This is a genomic window from Brevibacterium gallinarum (assembly GCF_014836885.1).
Lineage (GTDB): Bacteria > Actinomycetota > Actinomycetes > Actinomycetales > Brevibacteriaceae > Brevibacterium > Brevibacterium gallinarum.
The window spans coordinates 27,304-46,063 of the sequence record NZ_JACSPY010000014.1; the positions used below are offsets into that span (position 1 = coordinate 27,304).

19 protein-coding genes and 1 pseudogene are annotated in these 18,760 nt (G+C 67.3%); 5 read left to right on the plus strand and 15 right to left on the minus strand.

The features are described 5' to 3' along the window. Window positions 1–20: 20 nt before the first annotated feature. The 3 genes from rplT to infC all read right to left on the minus strand — a co-directional run bounded on the left by rplT (window position 21) and on the right by infC (window position 1,408). Window positions 21–410, minus strand: a complete 390-nt coding sequence (gene rplT / locus H9634_RS11955) for a 50S ribosomal protein L20 (RefSeq protein ID WP_102162653.1) — start codon at window positions 408–410, stop codon at window positions 21–23. Window positions 411–472: 62 nt separating this feature from the next. Next, window positions 473–670 (minus strand): 50S ribosomal protein L35, encoded by a 198-nt coding sequence (gene rpmI / locus H9634_RS11960; RefSeq protein WP_102162652.1) that lies wholly within the window; start codon window positions 668–670, stop codon window positions 473–475. Window positions 671–769: 99 nt separating this feature from the next. Continuing rightward, complete coding sequence (infC, locus tag H9634_RS11965; RefSeq protein ID WP_170273565.1) at window positions 770–1,408, minus strand: translation initiation factor IF-3; 639 nt, start codon at window positions 1,406–1,408, stop codon at window positions 770–772. A 395-nt stretch (window positions 1,409–1,803) separates the two neighbouring features. On the opposite strand from infC, the gene H9634_RS11970 reads away from it, so the two are divergent. Then, window positions 1,804–2,187, plus strand: a complete 384-nt coding sequence (locus tag H9634_RS11970) for a DUF1844 domain-containing protein (protein ID WP_170273479.1) — start codon at window positions 1,804–1,806, stop codon at window positions 2,185–2,187. A 39-nt stretch (window positions 2,188–2,226) separates the two neighbouring features. Here H9634_RS11970 and H9634_RS11975 read toward each other — a convergent pair whose 3' ends face one another. Then, window positions 2,227–3,579, minus strand: a complete 1,353-nt coding sequence (locus tag H9634_RS11975; RefSeq protein WP_170273478.1) for a M20 family metallopeptidase — start codon at window positions 3,577–3,579, stop codon at window positions 2,227–2,229. 132 nt (window positions 3,580–3,711) lie between these two features. After that, window positions 3,712–5,291, minus strand: a pseudogene (locus tag H9634_RS11980) (AbgT family transporter). Window positions 5,292–5,526: 235 nt separating this feature from the next. Between H9634_RS11980 and H9634_RS11985 the strand changes: the two are divergent. Further along, window positions 5,527–6,006: a Fur family transcriptional regulator gene (locus H9634_RS11985; RefSeq protein ID WP_191726884.1), complete on the plus strand. Its 480-nt coding sequence runs from the start codon at window positions 5,527–5,529 to the stop codon at window positions 6,004–6,006. Between the two features lie 76 nt (window positions 6,007–6,082). Then, a complete protein-coding gene (locus tag H9634_RS11990; protein WP_170273475.1) occupies window positions 6,083–7,606 on the plus strand; it encodes a catalase in 1,524 nt (507 codons plus the stop codon). A 106-nt stretch (window positions 7,607–7,712) separates the two neighbouring features. Here H9634_RS11990 and udk read toward each other — a convergent pair whose 3' ends face one another. The 8 genes from udk to H9634_RS12030 all read right to left on the minus strand — a co-directional run bounded on the left by udk (window position 7,713) and on the right by H9634_RS12030 (window position 13,319). Continuing rightward, window positions 7,713–8,345, minus strand: a complete 633-nt coding sequence (gene udk, locus H9634_RS11995; protein WP_191726886.1) for a uridine kinase — start codon at window positions 8,343–8,345, stop codon at window positions 7,713–7,715. 74 nt (window positions 8,346–8,419) lie between these two features. Further along, entirely contained in the window at window positions 8,420–9,232 is an 813-nt protein-coding gene (locus H9634_RS12000) for an SseB family protein (RefSeq protein ID WP_191726888.1), read from the minus strand. Continuing rightward, a complete protein-coding gene (priA, locus tag H9634_RS12005) occupies window positions 9,232–9,975 on the minus strand; it encodes a bifunctional 1-(5-phosphoribosyl)-5-((5-phosphoribosylamino)methylideneamino)imidazole-4-carboxamide isomerase/phosphoribosylanthranilate isomerase PriA (protein WP_191726889.1) in 744 nt (247 codons plus the stop codon). Before priA ends, H9634_RS12000 begins: the two co-directional genes overlap by 1 nt. 11 nt (window positions 9,976–9,986) lie before the next feature. After that, window positions 9,987–10,610 (minus strand): imidazole glycerol phosphate synthase subunit HisH, encoded by a 624-nt coding sequence (gene hisH / locus H9634_RS12010; RefSeq protein WP_191726891.1) that lies wholly within the window; start codon window positions 10,608–10,610, stop codon window positions 9,987–9,989. After that, on the minus strand, window positions 10,607–11,206 hold the full coding sequence (locus H9634_RS12015) for a hypothetical protein (protein WP_191726893.1): 600 nt from the start codon (window positions 11,204–11,206) through the stop codon (window positions 10,607–10,609). Before H9634_RS12015 ends, hisH begins: the two co-directional genes overlap by 4 nt. Next, window positions 11,203–11,805: an imidazoleglycerol-phosphate dehydratase HisB gene (hisB, locus tag H9634_RS12020; protein WP_191726895.1), complete on the minus strand. Its 603-nt coding sequence runs from the start codon at window positions 11,803–11,805 to the stop codon at window positions 11,203–11,205. The genes H9634_RS12015 and hisB overlap by 4 nt, the downstream gene beginning before the upstream one ends. Further along, complete coding sequence (locus tag H9634_RS12025; RefSeq protein ID WP_191726897.1) at window positions 11,802–12,947, minus strand: histidinol-phosphate transaminase; 1,146 nt, start codon at window positions 12,945–12,947, stop codon at window positions 11,802–11,804. Before H9634_RS12025 ends, hisB begins: the two co-directional genes overlap by 4 nt. 9 nt (window positions 12,948–12,956) lie before the next feature. Continuing rightward, on the minus strand, window positions 12,957–13,319 hold the full coding sequence (locus tag H9634_RS12030) for a LysM peptidoglycan-binding domain-containing protein (RefSeq protein WP_191726899.1): 363 nt from the start codon (window positions 13,317–13,319) through the stop codon (window positions 12,957–12,959). 366 nt (window positions 13,320–13,685) lie between these two features. Between H9634_RS12030 and lexA the strand changes: the two genes are divergently transcribed. Next, entirely contained in the window at window positions 13,686–14,336 is a 651-nt protein-coding gene (gene lexA, locus H9634_RS12035) for a transcriptional repressor LexA (protein ID WP_225210908.1), read from the plus strand. A gap of 84 nt (window positions 14,337–14,420) precedes the next feature. On the opposite strand, the gene H9634_RS12040 is transcribed toward lexA, so the two are convergent. Further along, window positions 14,421–16,391: an ATP-dependent DNA helicase gene (locus H9634_RS12040; RefSeq protein ID WP_191726901.1), complete on the minus strand. Its 1,971-nt coding sequence runs from the start codon at window positions 16,389–16,391 to the stop codon at window positions 14,421–14,423. Beyond that, window positions 16,388–18,028 (minus strand): GTPase HflX, encoded by a 1,641-nt coding sequence (gene hflX / locus H9634_RS12045; RefSeq protein WP_404801692.1) that lies wholly within the window; start codon window positions 18,026–18,028, stop codon window positions 16,388–16,390. The genes H9634_RS12040 and hflX overlap by 4 nt, the downstream gene beginning before the upstream one ends. Window positions 18,029–18,112: 84 nt before the next feature. Here hflX and H9634_RS12050 point away from each other — a divergent pair, with 84 nt between their 5' ends. Further along, window positions 18,113–18,733, plus strand: coding sequence for a class I SAM-dependent methyltransferase (locus H9634_RS12050; protein WP_191726903.1), 621 nt, complete (start codon window positions 18,113–18,115; stop codon window positions 18,731–18,733). Window positions 18,734–18,760: the final 27 nt, after the last annotated feature.

Here is an 18,760-nt window from a genome sequence, read left to right on the forward strand (position 1 = left end):
GGCCGCTGAGTTCAGCTGCGTCAGGCTGCCGAGGTCTTGGCGGCGTTGACGTCGGAGGGCAGGGCCTCCTTGGCGACCTTGACGAGCGAGGCGAAGGTCGCTGCGTCGTTGACCGCGAGCTCGGCGAGCATGCGGCGGTCGACCTCGACTCCAGCGGCCTTGAGGCCCTGGATGAAGCGGTTGTAGGTCATGCCGTTGGCGCGGGCACCAGCGTTGATGCGCTGGATCCACAGGCGACGGAAGTCGCCCTTGCGGGCCCGGCGGTCACGGTAGCTGTAGACCAGCGAGTGGATGACCTGTTCTTTGGCCTTGCGGTACAGGCGCGAGCGCTGACCGCGGTAGCCGGACGCACGGTCGAGAATGACCTTGCGCTTCTTCTTGGCGTTGATCGCCCTTTTCACACGTGCCACGTGTACTCCTTATGAAATCGGTGCGCGCACAGCGGTGCGCTCGGGCAGCGGGCCCGGTGTCGTCAGGCCTTGCCCAGAAGCTTGCGAGCCTTGGCTGCGTCGCCGCCGGTCATGACCTGGTCGACGGACAGGCGGCGCTTGCGCCGCGAGGACTTGTGCTCGGCCAGGTGGCGCTTGTTCACGCGCTCACGCATGACCTTGCCGCTGCCGGTGATGCGCATGCGCTTCTTGGCACCGCTGTGGGTCTTCTGCTTCGGCATAGTGCCGTCTCCTTATCGTTCTCTAGCGCAGCCGGGCCCGAGGTGGGGGCTGGCGCTGCACGGTGTGCTTCCCGGCCGTGGGGCCGGCAGGCACCAAACTTACGCGTCGGCCTCGGCGTCGCGCTTCTCTGCCTTGGCCTGTGCTTCGCGCTCGCGGCGGGACTTCACCTCGGCGCTGGCGCCCTTGGCTCCGCGGGATGCCTTGCGGGATTCCGCCTTGGCATCTGCCTTGGAGCGCACGGGCGCGATGACCATCACCATGTTGCGGCCGTCCACCCGGGGGGCGGATTCGACTGTGCCGAGATCGGAAACATCCTCAGCCAGCCGGTTGAGCAGCTTGATGCCCATCTCGGGGCGGGACTGCTCACGTCCGCGGAACATGATCATGACCTTGACCTTGTCGCCGCCGTTGAGGAAGCGGGAGACATGGCCCTTCTTGGTCTCGTAGTCGTGCTCATCGATCTTCAGTCGGAACCGGATCTCCTTGAGAGCCGTGTTGGCCTGGTTCTTCCGGGCCTCGCGTGCCTTCTGCGCCGATTCGTACTTGAACTTGCCGTAGTCCATGAGCTTGACCACAGGCGGCTTGGCCTGGGGTGCAACCTCTACAAGGTCGAGATCGGCTTCGCGGGCGAGGTCGAGCGCCTTGCGGATGGCGACGATTCCGACCTGTTCCCCGTTGGGTCCGACGAGACGGACCTCGGGGACCCGAATCCGATCATTGATACGCGGCTCGCTGATGTGCTCGCTCCTTCTTCAGCAGATGATGATCACGACCGCTGAACGGGAAAAGGCCCCCTTCAGCGCATGCGAAGGGAGCCCAGACGAACGAACTGCGGATACAACGCCGCATCGGCCAGCGCAGTGCCGGCCGTCATTCGAACCCGATCACCAGTGATGATCCAGGTGGGAGCTGAGCTCCACTTTGCACGAAGTTCAGTGTACTACCCGATGCAGCGAAGTGCACATCGGGTTGTGGATACAGCATGTCAGACGGCCGATTCACTCGCGCAAACGCGCGAAGCGCACGCGCGCGGGCGTGCCTGACCACGCGCGGACGTGGTCTGAGCGGACGCACCTGGCCTGAGGGAGGGCTCATATTGGCCGGCCCGCACCCGTGTGGGAAGCTGGTGGGCATGACCGACGCATCTTCGCATTCTGAGTTCCAGCCCGATTCTGCCCATGAGCAGGCTGCCCGCGACATCGCCGAGGTGCCGGCGCTGGAGATCATATCCTCTGCCGCACTGCACCTCATGAGCGCTGCAGCGATCAAGTGCGGGCTGAGCGAGGACACCGAGACGCAGAAGGCCGCCGACCTCATCGACCTCGACGAGGCGCGCAAGCTCATCACCTCGCTGGCCGGGCTCGTCACGGCTGCCGCCCCGGAGATCGGCAACCACCACGCCCGCCCGCTGCGCGACGGGCTGCGCAGCCTGCAGCTGGCCTTCCGTGAGGCCTCGGCGATCCCCGATGCTCCCGGCCAGGGGCCCGGCGAGAAGTTCACCGGCCCGGTCTCCTGAGACCGCGGGCCCCGAGGTTCCCAGTTGCCCCCAGAGGCCTCAGCCGAACATCTCTGAGACCCGCAGCACTCCCCCGGCGTCCTCGAACTCCTGCCTGACTGCCTCGGCGAGCGCATCGTCGAACAGGAAGTCGAGCGCAACTCCGGCGAGCCCGTAGGCGCCGTCGAGGACCCCGGTCTCGGCGGACTCGGACGCGGCCGCCTCGGCGAAGCCGCGGGTGTGCAGAGCGGTCTCCGCGTCTGCGATCCGCAGCATCGGGTGGATGCCGGGAACGAGGTAGCTGACATTGCCGAAGTCCGTCGACGCCGCCAGGCTGTCGCTCACGACCCCGCGCGGCAGGGGTGCCCGGCCGCGCTCCTGCTGGCGGATCGACCAGCGGCCGGTGAGCGCCTGATTGGCACGCACCGGCATGCTCGGCGGGTGCTTGTCCCACCGCACCTCGACCCCGCAGCCGGTCATGAGCGCCGCCCCGCGGGCGATGTCCTCGACCCGCTGGGAGAGATCCATCAGGGTCTCAGGCTCTGCGGAGCGGACATAGATGCTCACACGCGCCGATTCGGTGATGATCGACGGCCGATCCCCTCCCTCGGGGACCGCGGCGTGCACCCGGTCGATGGGCAGCATCTGCTGCCGCAGGAGCCCGATTCCCTGGTACAGCAGCGAGGCGGCGTCAAGGGCATTGCGGCCCATGAAGGGCTGGGCGGAGGCGTGGGCGGCGACACCGGTGAACTCGACGTCGAGGAGGCGCCGGCCGATCCACAGCACGTCAGCGGCGTCGTATCCGGCCGGATGCAGCATGATCGCGGCATCGAGGTCCTCGAAGGCCCCCGCCTGGGCCATGTACTCCTTGCCGGTATGCCCCTCCTCGGCCGGGGTGCCGAGCAGCACGACCTGGCCGGGAAGCTCGTCCTCACGCCCGGCATAGGCGCGCGCGATGGCGAGGAACGCACCGACACCGGTGGCGGCGATGACGTTGTGCCCGCAGGCGTGGCCGATATCGGGCAGGGCATCGTATTCGGCGCAGATGCCGATCGTGCGCCGGCCGCTCGGCCCGAAGCGGGCGCACAGGGCGGTGTCGAGGCCGTAGGCGCCGCGCTCGACCTCGATGCCGGCGGCCTTGATCTGGGCGGCGATGCGGCCAGCGGAGCGGTGCTCCTCAAAGGCGAGCTCGGCATAGCCGTAGATGTCACCTGCGAGGCTCAGCAGCTGCGGAGCGAGCGCGTCGACGGCCGCACGCACATCAGCCGTCGCCTCGGCCGGGGCGCCGGTGAAGGCGCTGCCCGGCGGGTCGGCGGCAGCGGCGCGAGCGGCCATCTCGGCCTTGAGCAGGTTGAGGTAGGTGGGGTCGGGGACCGTCGGCTGACTGCCGGGTGCGGGGTGCGGGTCGGACATGGGCTGTGCTTCTCCTCTTCGTGCCACCGGGATCGCCGGCGGCAGCGGGTCGGGCAGGCGCGTGTCTTCCCAGGCTACCGAGGCCGTGGTGCGGCGGCGACGTCACCGGCACCTCCGCCTCGGCAGCGGGGATCAGAGCTGGATCGGGTTGCCCGGCCCCAGCGGCAGGTCGAGGAAGAACCACAGGGCGAGCATGCCGAGCCAGGCGAGCCAGAACGGGATGACGAAGGGCAGCATGCGCGACATCAGGGTGCCGATGCCGGCGTCGGGCTGGTAGCGGCGCATGAGTCCCAGCAGCACGATCATGTACGGGTTGAGCGGGGTGATGATCTGGGTGGCGGAGTCGCCGACGCGGAAGGCCGCCTGGGTGAAGGCCGGTTCGTAGCCGATGAGGGCGAACATCGGGACGAAGACGGCGGCCATGAGCGTCCACAGCGAGGACCCGGAGATGATGAGCAGGTTGAGGCAGGAGGCGAGCGCGACGAAGCCGATGATCGCCACGAAGCCGGTCAGCTCCATCGCCTCGAGTGCCGCAGCGCCCTTGACGGCGGTCCAGGAGCCGATGCCGGTCCAGTTGAACAGGGCGATGAACTGCCCGAGGATGAACGCCAGCACGAGGAAGGACATCATGTCCTTAAGCGCCTGGCCCATCATCGTGACGATGTCGTTCATCTTCGTGATCGCCTTCGACACGATGCCGTAGACGACGCCGTTGGTGAAGAAGACGATGAACACGATGAACACGATCGAGTCGAGCAGCGGTGAGGTCGGCAGGAAGCCGCCCTCTTCGTTGCGCCACGGCGAAGCCGGGATGAGGAAGGCGAAGAGCAGCAGGGCTGCCAGCAGCACGGTGGCGATGCCGGAGGCGATGAGCGCCTTCTTCTCGCCGGCGTCGAGGTAGGGCGAGAGCTCGTCGTCGCGGGAGTGGACGCTGCCGTCCTCGTCGATCTCGGTCTCCTCGCGCGGGGTCTTGGTGCGCTCGAGCTGGGGTTCGAGGATCTTGTCGATGATGAGGCCGGCGATGAGCGAGAGCACGATGGCCGAGCAGACGTTGAAGAAGTAGTTCGAGACCGGGTTGACTGCAGCGTAGTCCTGGCCGGGCAGGGATTCCATCACCGCGGTGGTGATGCCGGCGAACAGCGCGTCGAGTGAGGTCGGGAAGATGGAGGTCGAGTAGCCGGCGCCGGTGGCGGCGAAGCCGCCGAGCAGGCCGGCGACCGGGTGACGGCCGGCGGCTTTGAAGACGAGGGCGGCCAGCGGGGGATGATGATGAAGGCTGAGTCGCCCATGACGGAGAAGCTCACGCCGACGAAGGCGACTGCGTAGGGCAGCATCCAGCGCGGGGCGGAGCCGAAGGTAATGCGCACGAGCGCGGCGAGCATGCCGGTCTTCTCGGCCACGCCGACGGCCAGCAGCAGGGGCAGCACGGTGGCCAGCGGCGGGAAGCCGACGTAGTTGGCGCCGATGTTGGCGGTGAACCACGCCATGCCCTCACCGGTGAACAGGCCCTTGATGACGACTTCCTCGTCGCTGCCGGGCAGGGAGACCTTGACGCCGGAGAGCGCCATGAAGGTCGAGATGATGCCGGTGATGACGAAGAGGCCGAGAAACAGGGTGAAGGGTTCGGGCAGCTTGTTGCCGATGCGCTCGACGGTGTCGAGGAAGCGCTGGCCGATGCCCGGCTTCTCTGGCGCCTGGGCGGATGTCGACATGGGGACTCCTGGGGGGTGAGCATGTGCGTTGCGGATGTGTCCCCAGACACACTAAACGAGATCATCTGCGAAGACATGCCCGAGGCGGCATATTCCGGGCCTGCCGGCCAAAACCACCCGGCGTATCTCACACCGTGAGAGGAACCCGGGCGACCAGGGGGATTTCATGACTGCAACACGCGGAGTTCAGCGAACCATTTCTTGAGTCATTCCAAATTACTGTTAGACTGAAGGCATGTCTTCACCGACACCTGCTGAGACGATCCGGGCGGCTGGCCTGCGGGTGACCGCACCGCGCCAGGCGGTCTTCGAAGTGCTCGCCGAACGGACTGATCATCCTGACGTCGAACAGATCACGACGAACACCCGGGCGCGCATCGGAAAGGTCTCCCACCAGACCGTTTACGACGTGCTCTCAGCTTTCGAGCGCGCCGATCTGGTGCGCTGCATCGATCCTGCTGGGTCGGTCGCTGCCCGCTATGAGCTGCAGCGTCACGACAATCACCATCACCTCGTGTGCCGGTCGTGCCATCACATCCAGGATGTGCCGTGCCGGACCGAAGGTGTGCCGTGCATGCACCCTGCTGAGGACTTCGGCTTCTCTGTGGAGCTGGCCGAAGTTGTCTACTGGGGGCTGTGCGATCGGTGCCAGGCCGCTGCTGCAGGAGCTGATCAGCCCGCAGCGACGGCGTCCGTCGAGCAGTCGGCTGGCTAGAACAAGCAACCACTCCACCGCAACCCCACGTGCGTCGGCGTGCACACGCGCCGGGCGCCTCACTTCAGGAGGACGTGTGACTGAGAAATTCACGACCAATGACTTCGGCATCCCCGTCGGCAGCGATGAGCACTCGCTGACCGTCGGTCCGAACGGCCCGATCCTGCTCCAGGATCACTACCTCATCGAGAAGCTCGCCCACTTCAACCGCGAGCGCGTCCCGGAACGCGTGGTGCACGCTAAGGGCGGCGGTGCCTTCGGTAAGTTCACCGTGACCAACGACGTCTCGAAGTACACCCGCGCTGCTGTGTTCCAGCCGGGCACCGAGACCGAGGTGCTCACCCGCTTCTCGACCGTCGCCGGTGAGCAGGGCTCGCCTGACACCTGGCGCGATCCGCGTGGTTTCGCCGTGAAGTTCTACACCACCGAGGGCAACCTCGACATCGTGGGCAACAACACCCCGATCTTCTTCATCCGCGATGCCATCCAGTTCCCGGACTTCATCCACTCGCAGAAGCGGATGAGCGATTCGGGTCTGCGCGATCACAACATGCAGTGGGACTTCTGGACCCAGGTTCCGGCCTCGGCCCACCAGGTCACCTACCTCATGGGCGATCGCGGCATCCCGCGGTCGTGGCGTGAGCAGAACGGCTACGGCTCCCACACCTTCCAGTGGGTCAACGCCGAAGGCGAGCGCTACTGGGTGAAGTACCACTTCAAGTCCAACCAGAAGGACGAGTTCATCGAGAAGTACGGTCACGAGGGCTTCTCGGCCGAAGAGGCTGATGAGATGGCCGGCATCGACGCCGACTTCCACCGTCGCGACCTGTTCGAGGCCATCAAGGCCGGCAACTTCCCGTCGTGGCGTCTGATGGTCCAGATCATGCCGTACGAGGATGCGAAGACCTACCGCTTCAACCCGTTCGACGTCACGAAGATCTGGCCGCATGAGGACTACCCGCTGACCGAGGTCGGCGTGATGGAGCTCAACCGCAACCCGGAGGACTTCTTCTCCGAGATCGAGCAGGCTGCCTTCGCACCGTCGAACCTGGTTCCCGGTACCGGTCTGAGCCCGGACAAGATGCTCATGGGACGCATCTTCGCCTACGCCGATATCCACCGCTACCGCATCGGTGCGAACTACGCACAGCTGCCGGTCAACCGTCCGAAGGCCGCTGTCAAGCACAGCTACTCGAAGGACGGCAGCATGTCCTACGAGAACTACCCGAAGGACCAGCCGGTCTACGCGCCGAACTCCTACGGCGGCCCGCACGCCGACGCCTCCCGCACCACCGAGAACAACCTTCTCGATGTCGATGGCGACGTGATGCGCTCGGCCCCGACGCTGCGCGAGGATGACGACGACTTCTCGCAGGCAGGCGCCCTCGTGCGCGAGGTGATGGACGATGCCGCGCGCGACCGTATGGTCGGCAACATCTCCGGTCACCTGCTCAACGGAGTGAGCGAAGAGATCCTCGTGCGTGCCTTCCAGTACTGGAAGAACGTCGACGCTGATCTCGGTGCTCGTGTCGAGAACGTCGTGCGTGCCGCGCAGAAGGAGAACGCCGGCACCGACGGCACCATCAACAAGCCGAGCTGATCGGCTCACCGTGCAGGCGGCTGACTGCCTGCGGTGAATGACGGCGGGGCCGGTGTCCAGGAGAGATCCTGGCACCGGCCCCGCTTCGTGTCTCCCGGCAACCGCCTCAGCCGGTTGCCGCTGACGATCGGATGCTGCTGTCGATGTGCCGGATGAGCATGTCGAGGGCCACGAGGTTGTGCCCGCCTTCGGGCACGATGAGGTCGGCACGGCGCTTGGCTGGCTCGACATAGAGCTCGTGCATCGGCTTGACCGTCTTGAGGTACTGCTGTTCGACCGATTCGAGGGTGCGTCCGCGTTCGATGACATCGCGTTTGATCCGGCGCAGGATCCGCACATCGGCATCGGTGTCGACGAACAGCTTGATGTCGAGCAGGTCAGCCAGCTCCGGTTCAGAGAAGATGAGGATGCCTTCGACGATGAGGACCGGTGCCGGTTCGATGCGGATGGTCTCTGACGAGCGGTTGTGGTCGGCGAAGTCGTAGACAGGGCAGTCGACGGCCTGCCCGCTGATGAGAGTGCGCAGCTGCTCGATCATGAGGGCGGTGTCGAACGCGTCGGGAGAGTCGAAGTTCAGCGCGGCCCGCTCGTCATAGCTGAGCCCGTCATGCTGCTTGTAGTAGTTGTCGTGATAGATCACGGAGGTCTGTCCGGCGAAGCGCTCGATGAGCGCGCGTGTCAGCGTCGTCTTTCCGCTGCCGGTGCCGCCGGCAATACCGATGGTGAATGATCGGCTCACGATTCTTCTCCCCCGTCTGATGATGCGTCCCAGCCTATAGGCTGCTGGGTGTGTGCGCTTGTGTGCCGGTCAGCTCAGTTCCGGCTGGGTTCGGCTTCGGTGAGTGTGATCGCCAGCGAGTCGACGAGGCTGACGAACTCCTCGTGTGCGCTCAGCTTCTGCTGGAAGGCCGCCAGCTCCGCCTGCTCGGGTCGTCGGCTGACTTTGAGGACGAGCCGGATCTCCGGGCCGGAGACATGGACGCTGCCGCTGCCGGGCTGCACGCCGATAGCCGAGATGAAGTCGCTGCCGGTGGCTGCCGCTCCTGCGGCTTTGGCCACTCGCTGATCGGCCCACGCCGGATGCCAGTTGTGTCCTTGGACGAAGGACCACAGGGCGGTGCGGCGCAGCAGGAAGGCGTGCGGGCTGCCGGGGTCGATGACCACGAGCTGGGAGTCCTCTTCGATCGCGGCGACACACAGCCGTTCGCTTTCGATCGGCACTGGGCGGGCCTCATCGGCCCACCGGGTCAGGGTGGGGATGTCGGTGAATGCCGGGGTGCACTCCCGGCCGTCTTCGGCAGCCAGGCGCACCATCGCCATCTCCGACTTGTTGTCGTGGACGAGCCCGCGCTCGTCGACAGTGTGCTCGACAGCTGCCGGCACGACGGGTGCGTAGATGCGCACCTGTGCAAGCGCCGCGAGGACATCGCGGTGGCGCTTCGGGTCCAAGGGCGCGGCTGCCACCGCCTGGAGCGCGCTCAGCAGGCCCTCATCGGCTTCTCCTGTGTCACCGGAGAAGGGATTGGGCTTGAGGTCGCGGCCCTCCCATGGGATGCCTGCTGAGTCGGCGCCACCTGCTGCGATGTGCGGTGGCAGCGGACGGCTGCCCGGCTGCGGATCGGTCATCAGCGTCCTGCGACTTCGAGAGCTTCCTGGAGGGTGAACTTGCCGGCGTAGAGGGCCTTGCCGACGATGGCTGAGTCCACGCCGAGGGGCACGAGTTCGCGGATGGCGCGCAGGTCATCGAGGCTGGAGACGCCTCCGGAGGCGACGATCGGCTTGTCGGTGCGCGAGGCGATGTCGCGCAGCAGTTCGGTGTTCGATCCCTGCAGTGTTCCGTCCTTGTTGACGTCGGTGACGACGTAGCGGCTGCAGCCGGCTTCCTCGAGCTGGGCGAGGATCTCGTAGAGGTCGCCGCCCTCCTTGGTCCAGCCGCGGGCGGCCAGGGTCGTGCCGCGCACGTCGAGGCCGATGGCGATCCGGTCGCCGTAGGCGGCGATGACCTCGGCCGTCCAGCTGGGGTTCTCCAGCGCTGCGGTGCCGATGTTGACGCGTTCGGCGCCGGTGTCGAGGGCACGCTCGAGCGTCTCGGTGTCGCGGATGCCGCCGGAGAGCTCGACCTTGATCGAGACGGCCTTGGTCACCTGCTTGAGCAGCGGGTAGTTGGTGCCGCGGCCGAACGCGGCATCGAGGTCGACGAGGTGGATCCATTCGGCTCCGCCGTCCTCGAACTGCTGGGCGACTTCGACGGGGTTGCCGTAGTCGGTTTCGGTGCCGGCTTCTCCCTTGACCAGGCGCACGGCGGTGCCGTTGGAGACGTCGACTGCCGGCAGCAGTGTCAGGGCGGGTTCGCTTGCGAGCTGTGACATGACCTCTTCTTTCATTTCTGCGCTGCGCTCAGCGCCTGAATCCAGTTGGCCAGCAGGGTCGTGCCTGCGTGACCGGACTTCTCGGGGTGGAACTGTGTGGCCCAGGTGGTGCCGTCTTCGACGGCGGCGATGAACGGGCTGTCCAGCGTGCACGTGGTGACGGCGGCTTCGGCCGGGGCTTCGGTGGCTGCGTAGGTGTGGACGAAGTAGAACCGCTCGCCGGCGATGCCGGCGAACATCTGGCTGCCTGGGGCCGCAGCGACCGTGTTCCAGCCCATGTGCGGCAGCACGGGGGCATCGAGGCGGGTGACGTTGCCCTCCCACAGCCCGATGCCGGCAGTGGTGAGACCGTGTTCGGTACCCGAGGTGTAGAGCACCTGCATGCCGACGCAGATCCCGAGCATCGGGCGCTGTTCGCGGTGCCGGGTGCGGATGACCTCGACGGCACCGGCGGATTCGAGTGCGTCCATGACGGCGGCGAAGGCGCCGACGCCGGGGACGAGCAACCCGTCCGCGGTCGCGGCACGGTCGAGGTCGTCGGTGAGCTGCGCGGTGGCTCCAGCGCGTTCGACGGCGCGCAGGGCGGAATGGACGTTGCCTGCGCCGTAGTCGAGGACGACGATGTCGGCGCTCATGTGCGTGCGGCTCCGAGCACTCTGCTGATGCGCTGGATGGAGACTCCCAGGGCGATGGCGGCGATGACGACGCCGGCCCAGGCGACCATGCTGCCGTTGAAGACGCCGATGAAGCTGGCGACGATGCCGACGAGGGCGAGGAAGGCGACCACCATCCACAGCAGCGCGGTGCGGGCGAGCGCCTCACGGGCCGGGGTCATCGTGGCTTTGCTGGCTTCGAGCTTGGACATCTTCGAGGTGTCGAGATGGCCGTCGATGTCGCGCGGTGCGATGGTCTCCAACAGCAGCTTCTCGACCTCGGCTGGAAGGTTCGTCAGCGCCAGTCCTGCCGGCACGTCGGCTTCGCGGCTGCCGCTGCGGAAGTGCCCGGCATCGATCTGCTCGTCGTTGCGGGCGAGCATGAGGACTTCGTGCTTGCCGGAGAGCTTCGAGATCGTCGCAGCCACGTCATTGCCCTCAGCGATGCTCGTGTCGTCGAGCACGATGGCTGAGAAGCTGCCGACCGGCACGACATCACAGCGGATGTCGGACAGGGTGCATGCGGCGGCAAGCTGTTCGGCACGGCCGAACGGGGTGACGATGACGGTGCGGCTCACAGGGCTCCCTTCGTGCTCGGCACGGCGGTGGTGCGGGGGTCGTCTTCAAGCGCGGTTCGCAGCGCGCGTGCGAAGGCCTTGAACTGGGCCTCGGCGATGTGGTGCGGGTCCCGGCCCGCCAGCAGCCGCAGGTGGGCGGTGATACCGGCGTGGACCGACAGCGATTCGAGGGCATGTCCGACCATCGAGCCGGTGAAGTGCCCGCCGATGAGGTGGTACTGCTGACCTTCGGGTTCGCCGGTGTGGACGAAGTAGGGGCGGCCGGAGATGTCGATGACGCAGTGCGCCAGGGCTTCGTCCAGCGGCACGGCGGCATCGCCGTAGCGGCGGATGCCGGCCTTGTCCCCCAGCGCCTCGCGCATGGAGTTGCCGATGACGATGGCGGTGTCCTCGACGGTGTGGTGGACGTCGATGTGGGTGTCACCGGAGGCTTTGACGGTCAGGTCGCACAGCGAGTGCTTGGCCAGTGCGGTGAGCATGTGGTCGAAGAACGGCACGGTCGTCGAGATGTCAGCCTGACCGGAGCCGTCGAGGTTGATGGTGACCTCGACATTCGATTCGCTTGTGCGGCGGGTGGAGGTGGCGGTGCGGCCTGTCATAGGTTCTCCAGGGTCTCAGGGTGGGCGGCGACGATGACGCTGATGGCCTCGATGAAAGCGGTGGTCTCCTCGGTGGTGCCCGCGTTGACGCGCAGGTGTCCGGGAATGCCGATATCGCGGATGAGCACGCCGGCGTCAAGCAAGCGCTGCCACAGCAGTCTTGTGTCGGACACGCCGCCGAAGAGCACGAAGTTCGCATCGGTCTCCGCGACGTCGAAGCCGAGCTCTGTCAGCGCGGTGACCATGCGGTCGCGCTCGGCGATGAGCGCTTCGACGTTGTCGAGCAGCACCGGGGTGTGCTCCAGTGCGGCGCAGGCTGCGGCCTGGGTCAGGGCCGAGAGGTGGTACGGCAGACGCACGAGGCGCAGCGCGTCGGTCACGGCCGGGTGGGCGATGGCGTATCCGAGGCGCACGCCGGCGAAGGCGAAGGCCTTGCTCATCGTGCGTGAGACGACCAGGCGCGGGTTCTCGCGCAGCAGGTGCACGGCGGTGGTGTATCCGGGCCGGGCGAATTCCGCGTAGGCCTCGTCGACGATGACGATGCCGGTGCTGGCGTGCAGCACCGCTTCGATGACCTCGGCGGGCAGTCCCCCGCCGGTGGGGTTGTTCGGCGTGCACAGGAACACGACATCGGGCTGATGCTCGCGTACGGCCGCAGCCGCGGTCTCGGCACTGAGGCTGAAGTCCTCACCCCGGTCGACGGCGATCCAGCGGGCCCCGGTCGACTGCGTGATGAGCGGGTGCATCGAGTAGCTGGGCACGAAGCCGAGTGCGGTGCGTCCGGGACCGCCGAACGCCTGCAGGATGTGGGACAGGACCTCGTTCGAGCCGTTGGCTGCCCACAGCCAGTCGGCGGTGAGGAAGTCAGCTGGCGTCGATCCGTCACCCGACTGACGAGAGGAGAAATCCTGCACGTAGGTCAGGAGCAGCTCACGCAGGCGGGTGAATTCCCGGTCGGGGTAGCGGTTGAGCCCGCGCAGCTGCGCATCAACGGCACGGCGCACTGCATCGACGACGGTCGGCGGCACCGGATGGGAGTTCTCGTTGACGTTGAGAGCGACGTCGACGGCCAGTTGCGGCGCCCCGTAGGGCTCTTTGCCGCGCAGGTCGTCTCTGAGCGGAAGATCACTGAGCGTTAGCACCGCACCAGTCTATCGAGCGGGGACTTCGAGTTCCTGCCCGGGGTGGACGACTGAGGTTTCCAGACCATTCATCTCGATGATCCCCTGCATCGTATCGCGCGGGTCACCGCTGCCGGTTGCCTCAGCGGCGATGGTCCACAGCGACTGGCCCTGCTCGACGATGACGGTCTCGGCCGGGACGACCGGCTCGGCGCTGCCGATGGCCTGCTGAGGACGCACCATGAGCACCAGCAGTGCTGCTGCACCGGCGATGACGGCTGCCATCGCGATGGTGCGCAGCAGACGCAGACCCTGCTTGCCCCGCGGGGTCAGCCGCCACGTGCGGTGCGGCGCACCGGTGCGGCTCCACGCGTTCATCGCTGCTGTGCTCATGGTGTCCTCCTCAGATCCTGTCTTCCCTAGCAGGCTGTTGCGCTGAGTCCCGGCCTGCCGGCTTCCCTCCGTCAGACCGGAGACTCGAACACATGTACTATTTAAGGACATATTCGAAGAAATGTCCAGTCCCTGCGAACATCTGTGCGAAAATGGATTCGAACGGAAGCTCGCGGGTCTGATGGAAAGACTGTCACCAGGCACTGACATCGCTCGCTGACCAGGAACGACGCTCGACTGCACACGGGGGAAGCAATGGCCGAACAGAAGAAGAGAGGGCGGGGACGTCCCCGCAACGAGGACATCATCTCCGAGATCGAGGAGTTCCGCGCTCGTCGGGGAATCGACACCGAGGACTCGCTCAACATGGTCGGTGCCGACGACCGGCGTCTGACTCCCCGTCAGAAGATCGTCCTGCAGACCATCGAGCAGGCGGTCATCGACAACGGCTACCCGCCGAGCATGCGCGAGATCGGCAAGGCCGCCGGGCTGGCTTCGCTGTCCAGCGTGGCGCACCAGCTCGCCCAGCTCGAGCGCCTCGGCTATCTGCGCCGGGATCCGCGCCGGCCGCGCGCCATCGAGATCGTCAATCCCGCCGATGAGGCTGCCAAGGCAGTCGAGGAGGCGTTCATCGAATCGTCGAATCTGGCCCAGGTGCCGGTGCTCGGCCGGATCGCAGCCGGCGGACCGGTGCTGGCCGAGGAATCCGTCGAGGACGTCTTCTCGCTGCCGCGTCAGGTGGTCGGCAGCGGTGAGCTGTTCCTGCTCAACGTGGTCGGCGACTCGATGATCGAAGCTGCGATCTGCGACGGCGACTGGGTCGTGGTGCGCAAGCAGCCGACGGCTGAGAACGGTGAGATCGTCGCGGCCCTCCTCGACGATGAGGCGACCGTCAAGCGGCTGCAGCGCCGTGACGGTGTGCAGTGGCTGCTGCCGGAGAACAAGGACTACGATCCCATCGACGGCACCTATGCCACGATCATGGGCATCGTCGTCGCGGTCATCCGCCGCGTCTGAGCACCCCTGCAATGCAGCACTTCGGCGCTTGGTCTTCGGACCGGGCGCCGCAGTCGTCTGTGCAGCATCAGCTCACCGGCAGGATCAGTCCTCGCCGTTGGGTGCCAGCCGGCTGAGCGCATCGCGGACGAGAGCCGGGTTGTCGGTGCGCCACATCGGCGGCAGAGAGGCGAGCAGGAAACCTGCGTAGCCGGCGGTGCGCAACCGGGAGTCGAGCACGGCGACGACGCCCTGATCCTGCACGGAGCGGATGAGCCGCCCGGCCCCCTGCGCCAGGCGCAGTGCGGCATGGGTGGCGCTGACGGTCATGAACCCGTTGGCACCGCGCTGGGCTGCAGCATGGGTGCGGGCGAGTGCGAGCGGGTCGTCGGGGCGTGGGAAGGGAATCCGGTCGATGACGACGAGCCGGCAGGTCCGCCCGGGCACGTCGACGCCCTGCCACAGCGACATGGTGCCGAACAGGCAGGTGTCGGGTTCGGCGGCGAACCGGCTGACGAGTGCTGAGAGGGTGTCCTCGCCCTGCAGCAGAATCGGCATCGGCAGGTGCTCGCGCAGCACAGTGGCCGCCTGTTCGGCAGCGCTCTTCGACGAGAACAGCCCGAGGGTGCCGCCGCCGGAGGCTGTCACGAGTTCGAGCAGCTCCTCCAGGGTCTCTTCGCTCAGCCCTCCCCTGCCCGGCTTGGGCAGGTGTCCAGCGACGTAGAGGATCCCCTGCTTGTCGTAGGAGAACGGGGAGCCGACGTCGATCGCATCGTAGGCCGGCGCCTCGGGCCCGGCGAGACCGAGCGAGGCGGCGACCGGTTCGAACTTCCCGCCCAGGGCCAGCGTCGCCGAGGTGGCGATGACGGTGGCTTCGGCGAAGAGACCGTTGCGCATGGTGCCGGCGACGCTGAGCGGGGCGACGACGAGCGAGGTGGTGTTCTCGCGGAAGGTGCTGCGGCTGACCCAGGAGACGTCGTTGCTGTCCGGTTCGGCCATCCGTTCGGCGAGGTCGAAGACCTCCTGGACGCGGGCGCGGGCCATCTGCCGGCCGGCGTCAGCGTCCTTGGCTTCGTTTCCGTTGGTATCCGACAGCAGCCGGCTGGCGGCATCCCGGATCTGGCGCACCGCCGCGGCGAGGTCCTCGGGCCAGCGCACGATGAGCCCCTCGCTGGCGTGTTCGAGTGCGCGTTCGAGTGCGCTGGCGGCGGTCGTGAGATTCTCGATGCTCGATTCCTGCGCCGAGGTGTGCTTGCGTGCCGAGGAGGCCGCCGCGTTGAGCATCGTGACGGTCAGCGAGCCGGTCAGTGCGTTCGTCACCCGGTCGCGCAGCTCGTGGGCCTCATCGACGATGACGGCACCGTGCTCGGGCAGGACGTTGGCTTCGCCGAAGGAGTCGATGGCCAGCAGCGCATGGTTGGTCACCACGACGTCGGCCTCGCTGGCCCGGATCTTGGCGCGTTCGGCGAAGCACTCCTCGAACATCGGGCATCTGCTGCCCAGGCAGTCGAAGGAATTGACCGAGACCTGCGCCCAGGCGCGGTCGGAGACACCGGGGGTGAGGTCGTCGCGGTCGCCGGTGTCGGTGGTGCGCTCCCAGGAGCGGATGCGCTGGATCTCCTCGCCAAGGGCGGTGATGCCCGACCCGCCGCGGTGGGCGGCGCCGTCGGCGCCGAGGTCGAACAGCGTCGTGTCTCCGTCGTCGGGGTAACCGCCGTCGAGCTTGTGCTTGCACAGGTAGTTGCGCCGCCCCTTGAGCACGGCGGCACGCGGTCGCGTGTCGAGTTCGCCCTTGATCGCCTTGACCAGGCGCGGCAGGTCGCGGTCGATGATCTGGGCCTGCAGCGCCAGAGTCGCCGTGGAGACGATGACGCGCTCACCGGTGCGCACGGCGTACTCGACGGCCGGCACCAGGTAGGCCAGTGACTTGCCGGTGCCAGTGCCGGCTTGGACGAGGAGGTGGGAGCCGTTGTCGAGTGCGGCCCCGACCGCCTCGGCCATGTCCTGCTGTCCGCGGCGCGGTGATCCGCCCAGTGCTGAGACCGCGGTCTCCAGCAGCGGCGGAATCCGGCTCATGCGCGGTGGCCGGCGGCGGCTCCCGCCCCGGCTTCGGACTCAGCTCCGGTGTCGGTGTCTGCCGGGAGGGGCTCCTGGCCGGCGAACATGTCCGGCTTGCGGAACTCCTCCAAGGCTGCGAGCAGGTCGGCATCGACCTTCGCCTGCACGGCGGTGCCTTCCGGCAGGTGCTTCTCGACGAGCACAGTGCCCTCGTCGTGGATGCGGGAGACGAGGTCTCCGCGGTCGTACGGAAGCAGCACGGTCACCTCGTGATCGGGTGCCGGCAGCAGTTCGGCCAGTCGCTCGCGCAGCTCATCGATCCCCTCACCGGTCGCTGCCGAGACGGCGACGGCCTCCGGGTAGCGGGCGAGCAGGCCGGTGAGCACATCCGGGTCGGCGAGATCGGACTTGTTGAAGACGATGAGCTCGGCGATGTCATCGGTGTCGGCCTCGGCGAGCACTTCGCGCACGGCTGCCAGCTGTCCGTGCGGGTCCGGGTGGGCGGCGTCGACGACGTGCATGAGCACATCGGCGAACGTCGCCTCCTCCAATGTGGAGCGGAAGGCCTCGACGAGCTGATGCGGCAGGTTGCGCACGAACCCGACGGTGTCGGTGAATGTGAATTCGCGGCCGTCCTCGGTCGTCGCCTGCCGCACGGTGGGATCGAGGGTGGCGAAGAGCTCGTTGCGGACCATGACATCGGCGTCGGTGAGCCGGTTGAGCAGGGAGGACTTCCCGGCGTTGGTGTAACCGACGATCGCCACGGCCGGGACCTGGTGGCGCTGCCGGTTGGCGCGCTTCGTCTCCCGTGCCGGGGTCATATCGGCGATCTGGCGGCGCAGCTTGGCCATCCGGGTGCGGATGCGGCGGCGGTCGAGTTCGATCTTCGTCTCACCGGGACCGCGCGAGCCGATGCCCTCACCGCCGGCGACCCGGCCGCCGGCCTGCCGGGACATCGACTCACCCCAGCCGCGCAGGCGCGGCAGGAGGTATTCGAGCTGGGCGAGTTCGACCTGGGCTTTGCCCTCGCGGCTCTTGGCGTGCTGGGCGAAGATGTCGAGGATGAGCGCGACCCGGTCGATGACCTTGACCTTGATGACGTCCTCGAGGCCGCGGCGCTGGCTGGGTGCCAGTTCGGTGTCGACGATGACGGTGTCGGCGCCCACGGCGGCGACGATGTCGGCCAGTTCTTGGGCCTTGCCGCGTCCCAGATACGTGCCGGGGTCCGGGTGGTCGCGGCGCTGCAGCACGCCGTCGAGCACGGTCGAACCGGCCGTCTCGGCAAGCGAGGCGAGCTCACGCAGCGATTCCTCCGCCTCGGCGGCGGTCCCGCGCGTCCAGATCCCGGCGAGCACGACCTTCTCCAGGCGCAGCTGCCGGTATTCGACCTCGGTGACGTCTTCGAGTTCGGTTGAGAGCCCGGAGACGCGGCGCAGCGCCTCGCGCTCGAGCGCATCGAACTGGCTGTCGTCCTGGTGGACGCGATCCTCGTCGGTGAGCGCGGAGCCGCCGCGGGAGAGGATCCGGTCGATCATCGCGTCGTCGCGGCTGCGCTCGGTCTCTGCTGGCTGGCCGGCTTCCTCTGCTGGCTGCCCGGTTTCGGCGGCTGGGGTGGTCTCGTCTGCACGGTGACGGCGATGGGTATCGCTTGGCATCGTCCTCATTTCTTCTCTGGCGGTCTTCTATTGTCCCACACGGCACCGGCGTCTGCGCCCTGCGCGCACCGTAGGATGGTGGCGATGAACGAGCACTACTTCTCCGCCCAGCCGGCCAGCGACGCGCAGCTGCGCACAATCGATGTGCGCCTGGCAGGCCGCGAGCTCAGCGTCTCGACGGCTGCCGGGGTCTTCTCCCCCGGTCATCTCGACACCGGCACGCGTCTGCTGCTCGACGAGATCCCCGACCCGCCTGCCGGTGATGTGCTCGACCTGGGCTGCGGCTGGGGGCCGGTCGCCATCCACACCGCCCTCACCGGCGCTGATGCCGGCACGCACCCGCGTATCTGGGCGCTTGATGTCAATGAGCGCGCCCTCGATCTGGTCCGCCGCAATGCCGCCGACCTGGGGCTGGGCTCGATTCGTGCGGTGACCGGAGCGGACATCCCGCCTCAGGTGCGGTTCGCTGCGATCTATTCGAATCCGCCGATCCGAGTGGGCAAGGCCGTACTGCACGAGCTGCTGCTCACATGGCTGCCCCGCCTTGCGCCCGGCGGTGCGGCGTGGCTGGTGGTGGCCAAGAAGCTCGGTGCTGATTCGCTGCTCACCTGGCTGCGCAGCGCGCTCGGCGAGACATACGCCGTGGAGCGGACGACGACATCGAAGGGCTTCCGGATCCTGCGCATCGAGCGGCTGGCCGACTGAGCGGCTGGCTGGCCACCTGGCCGTTCC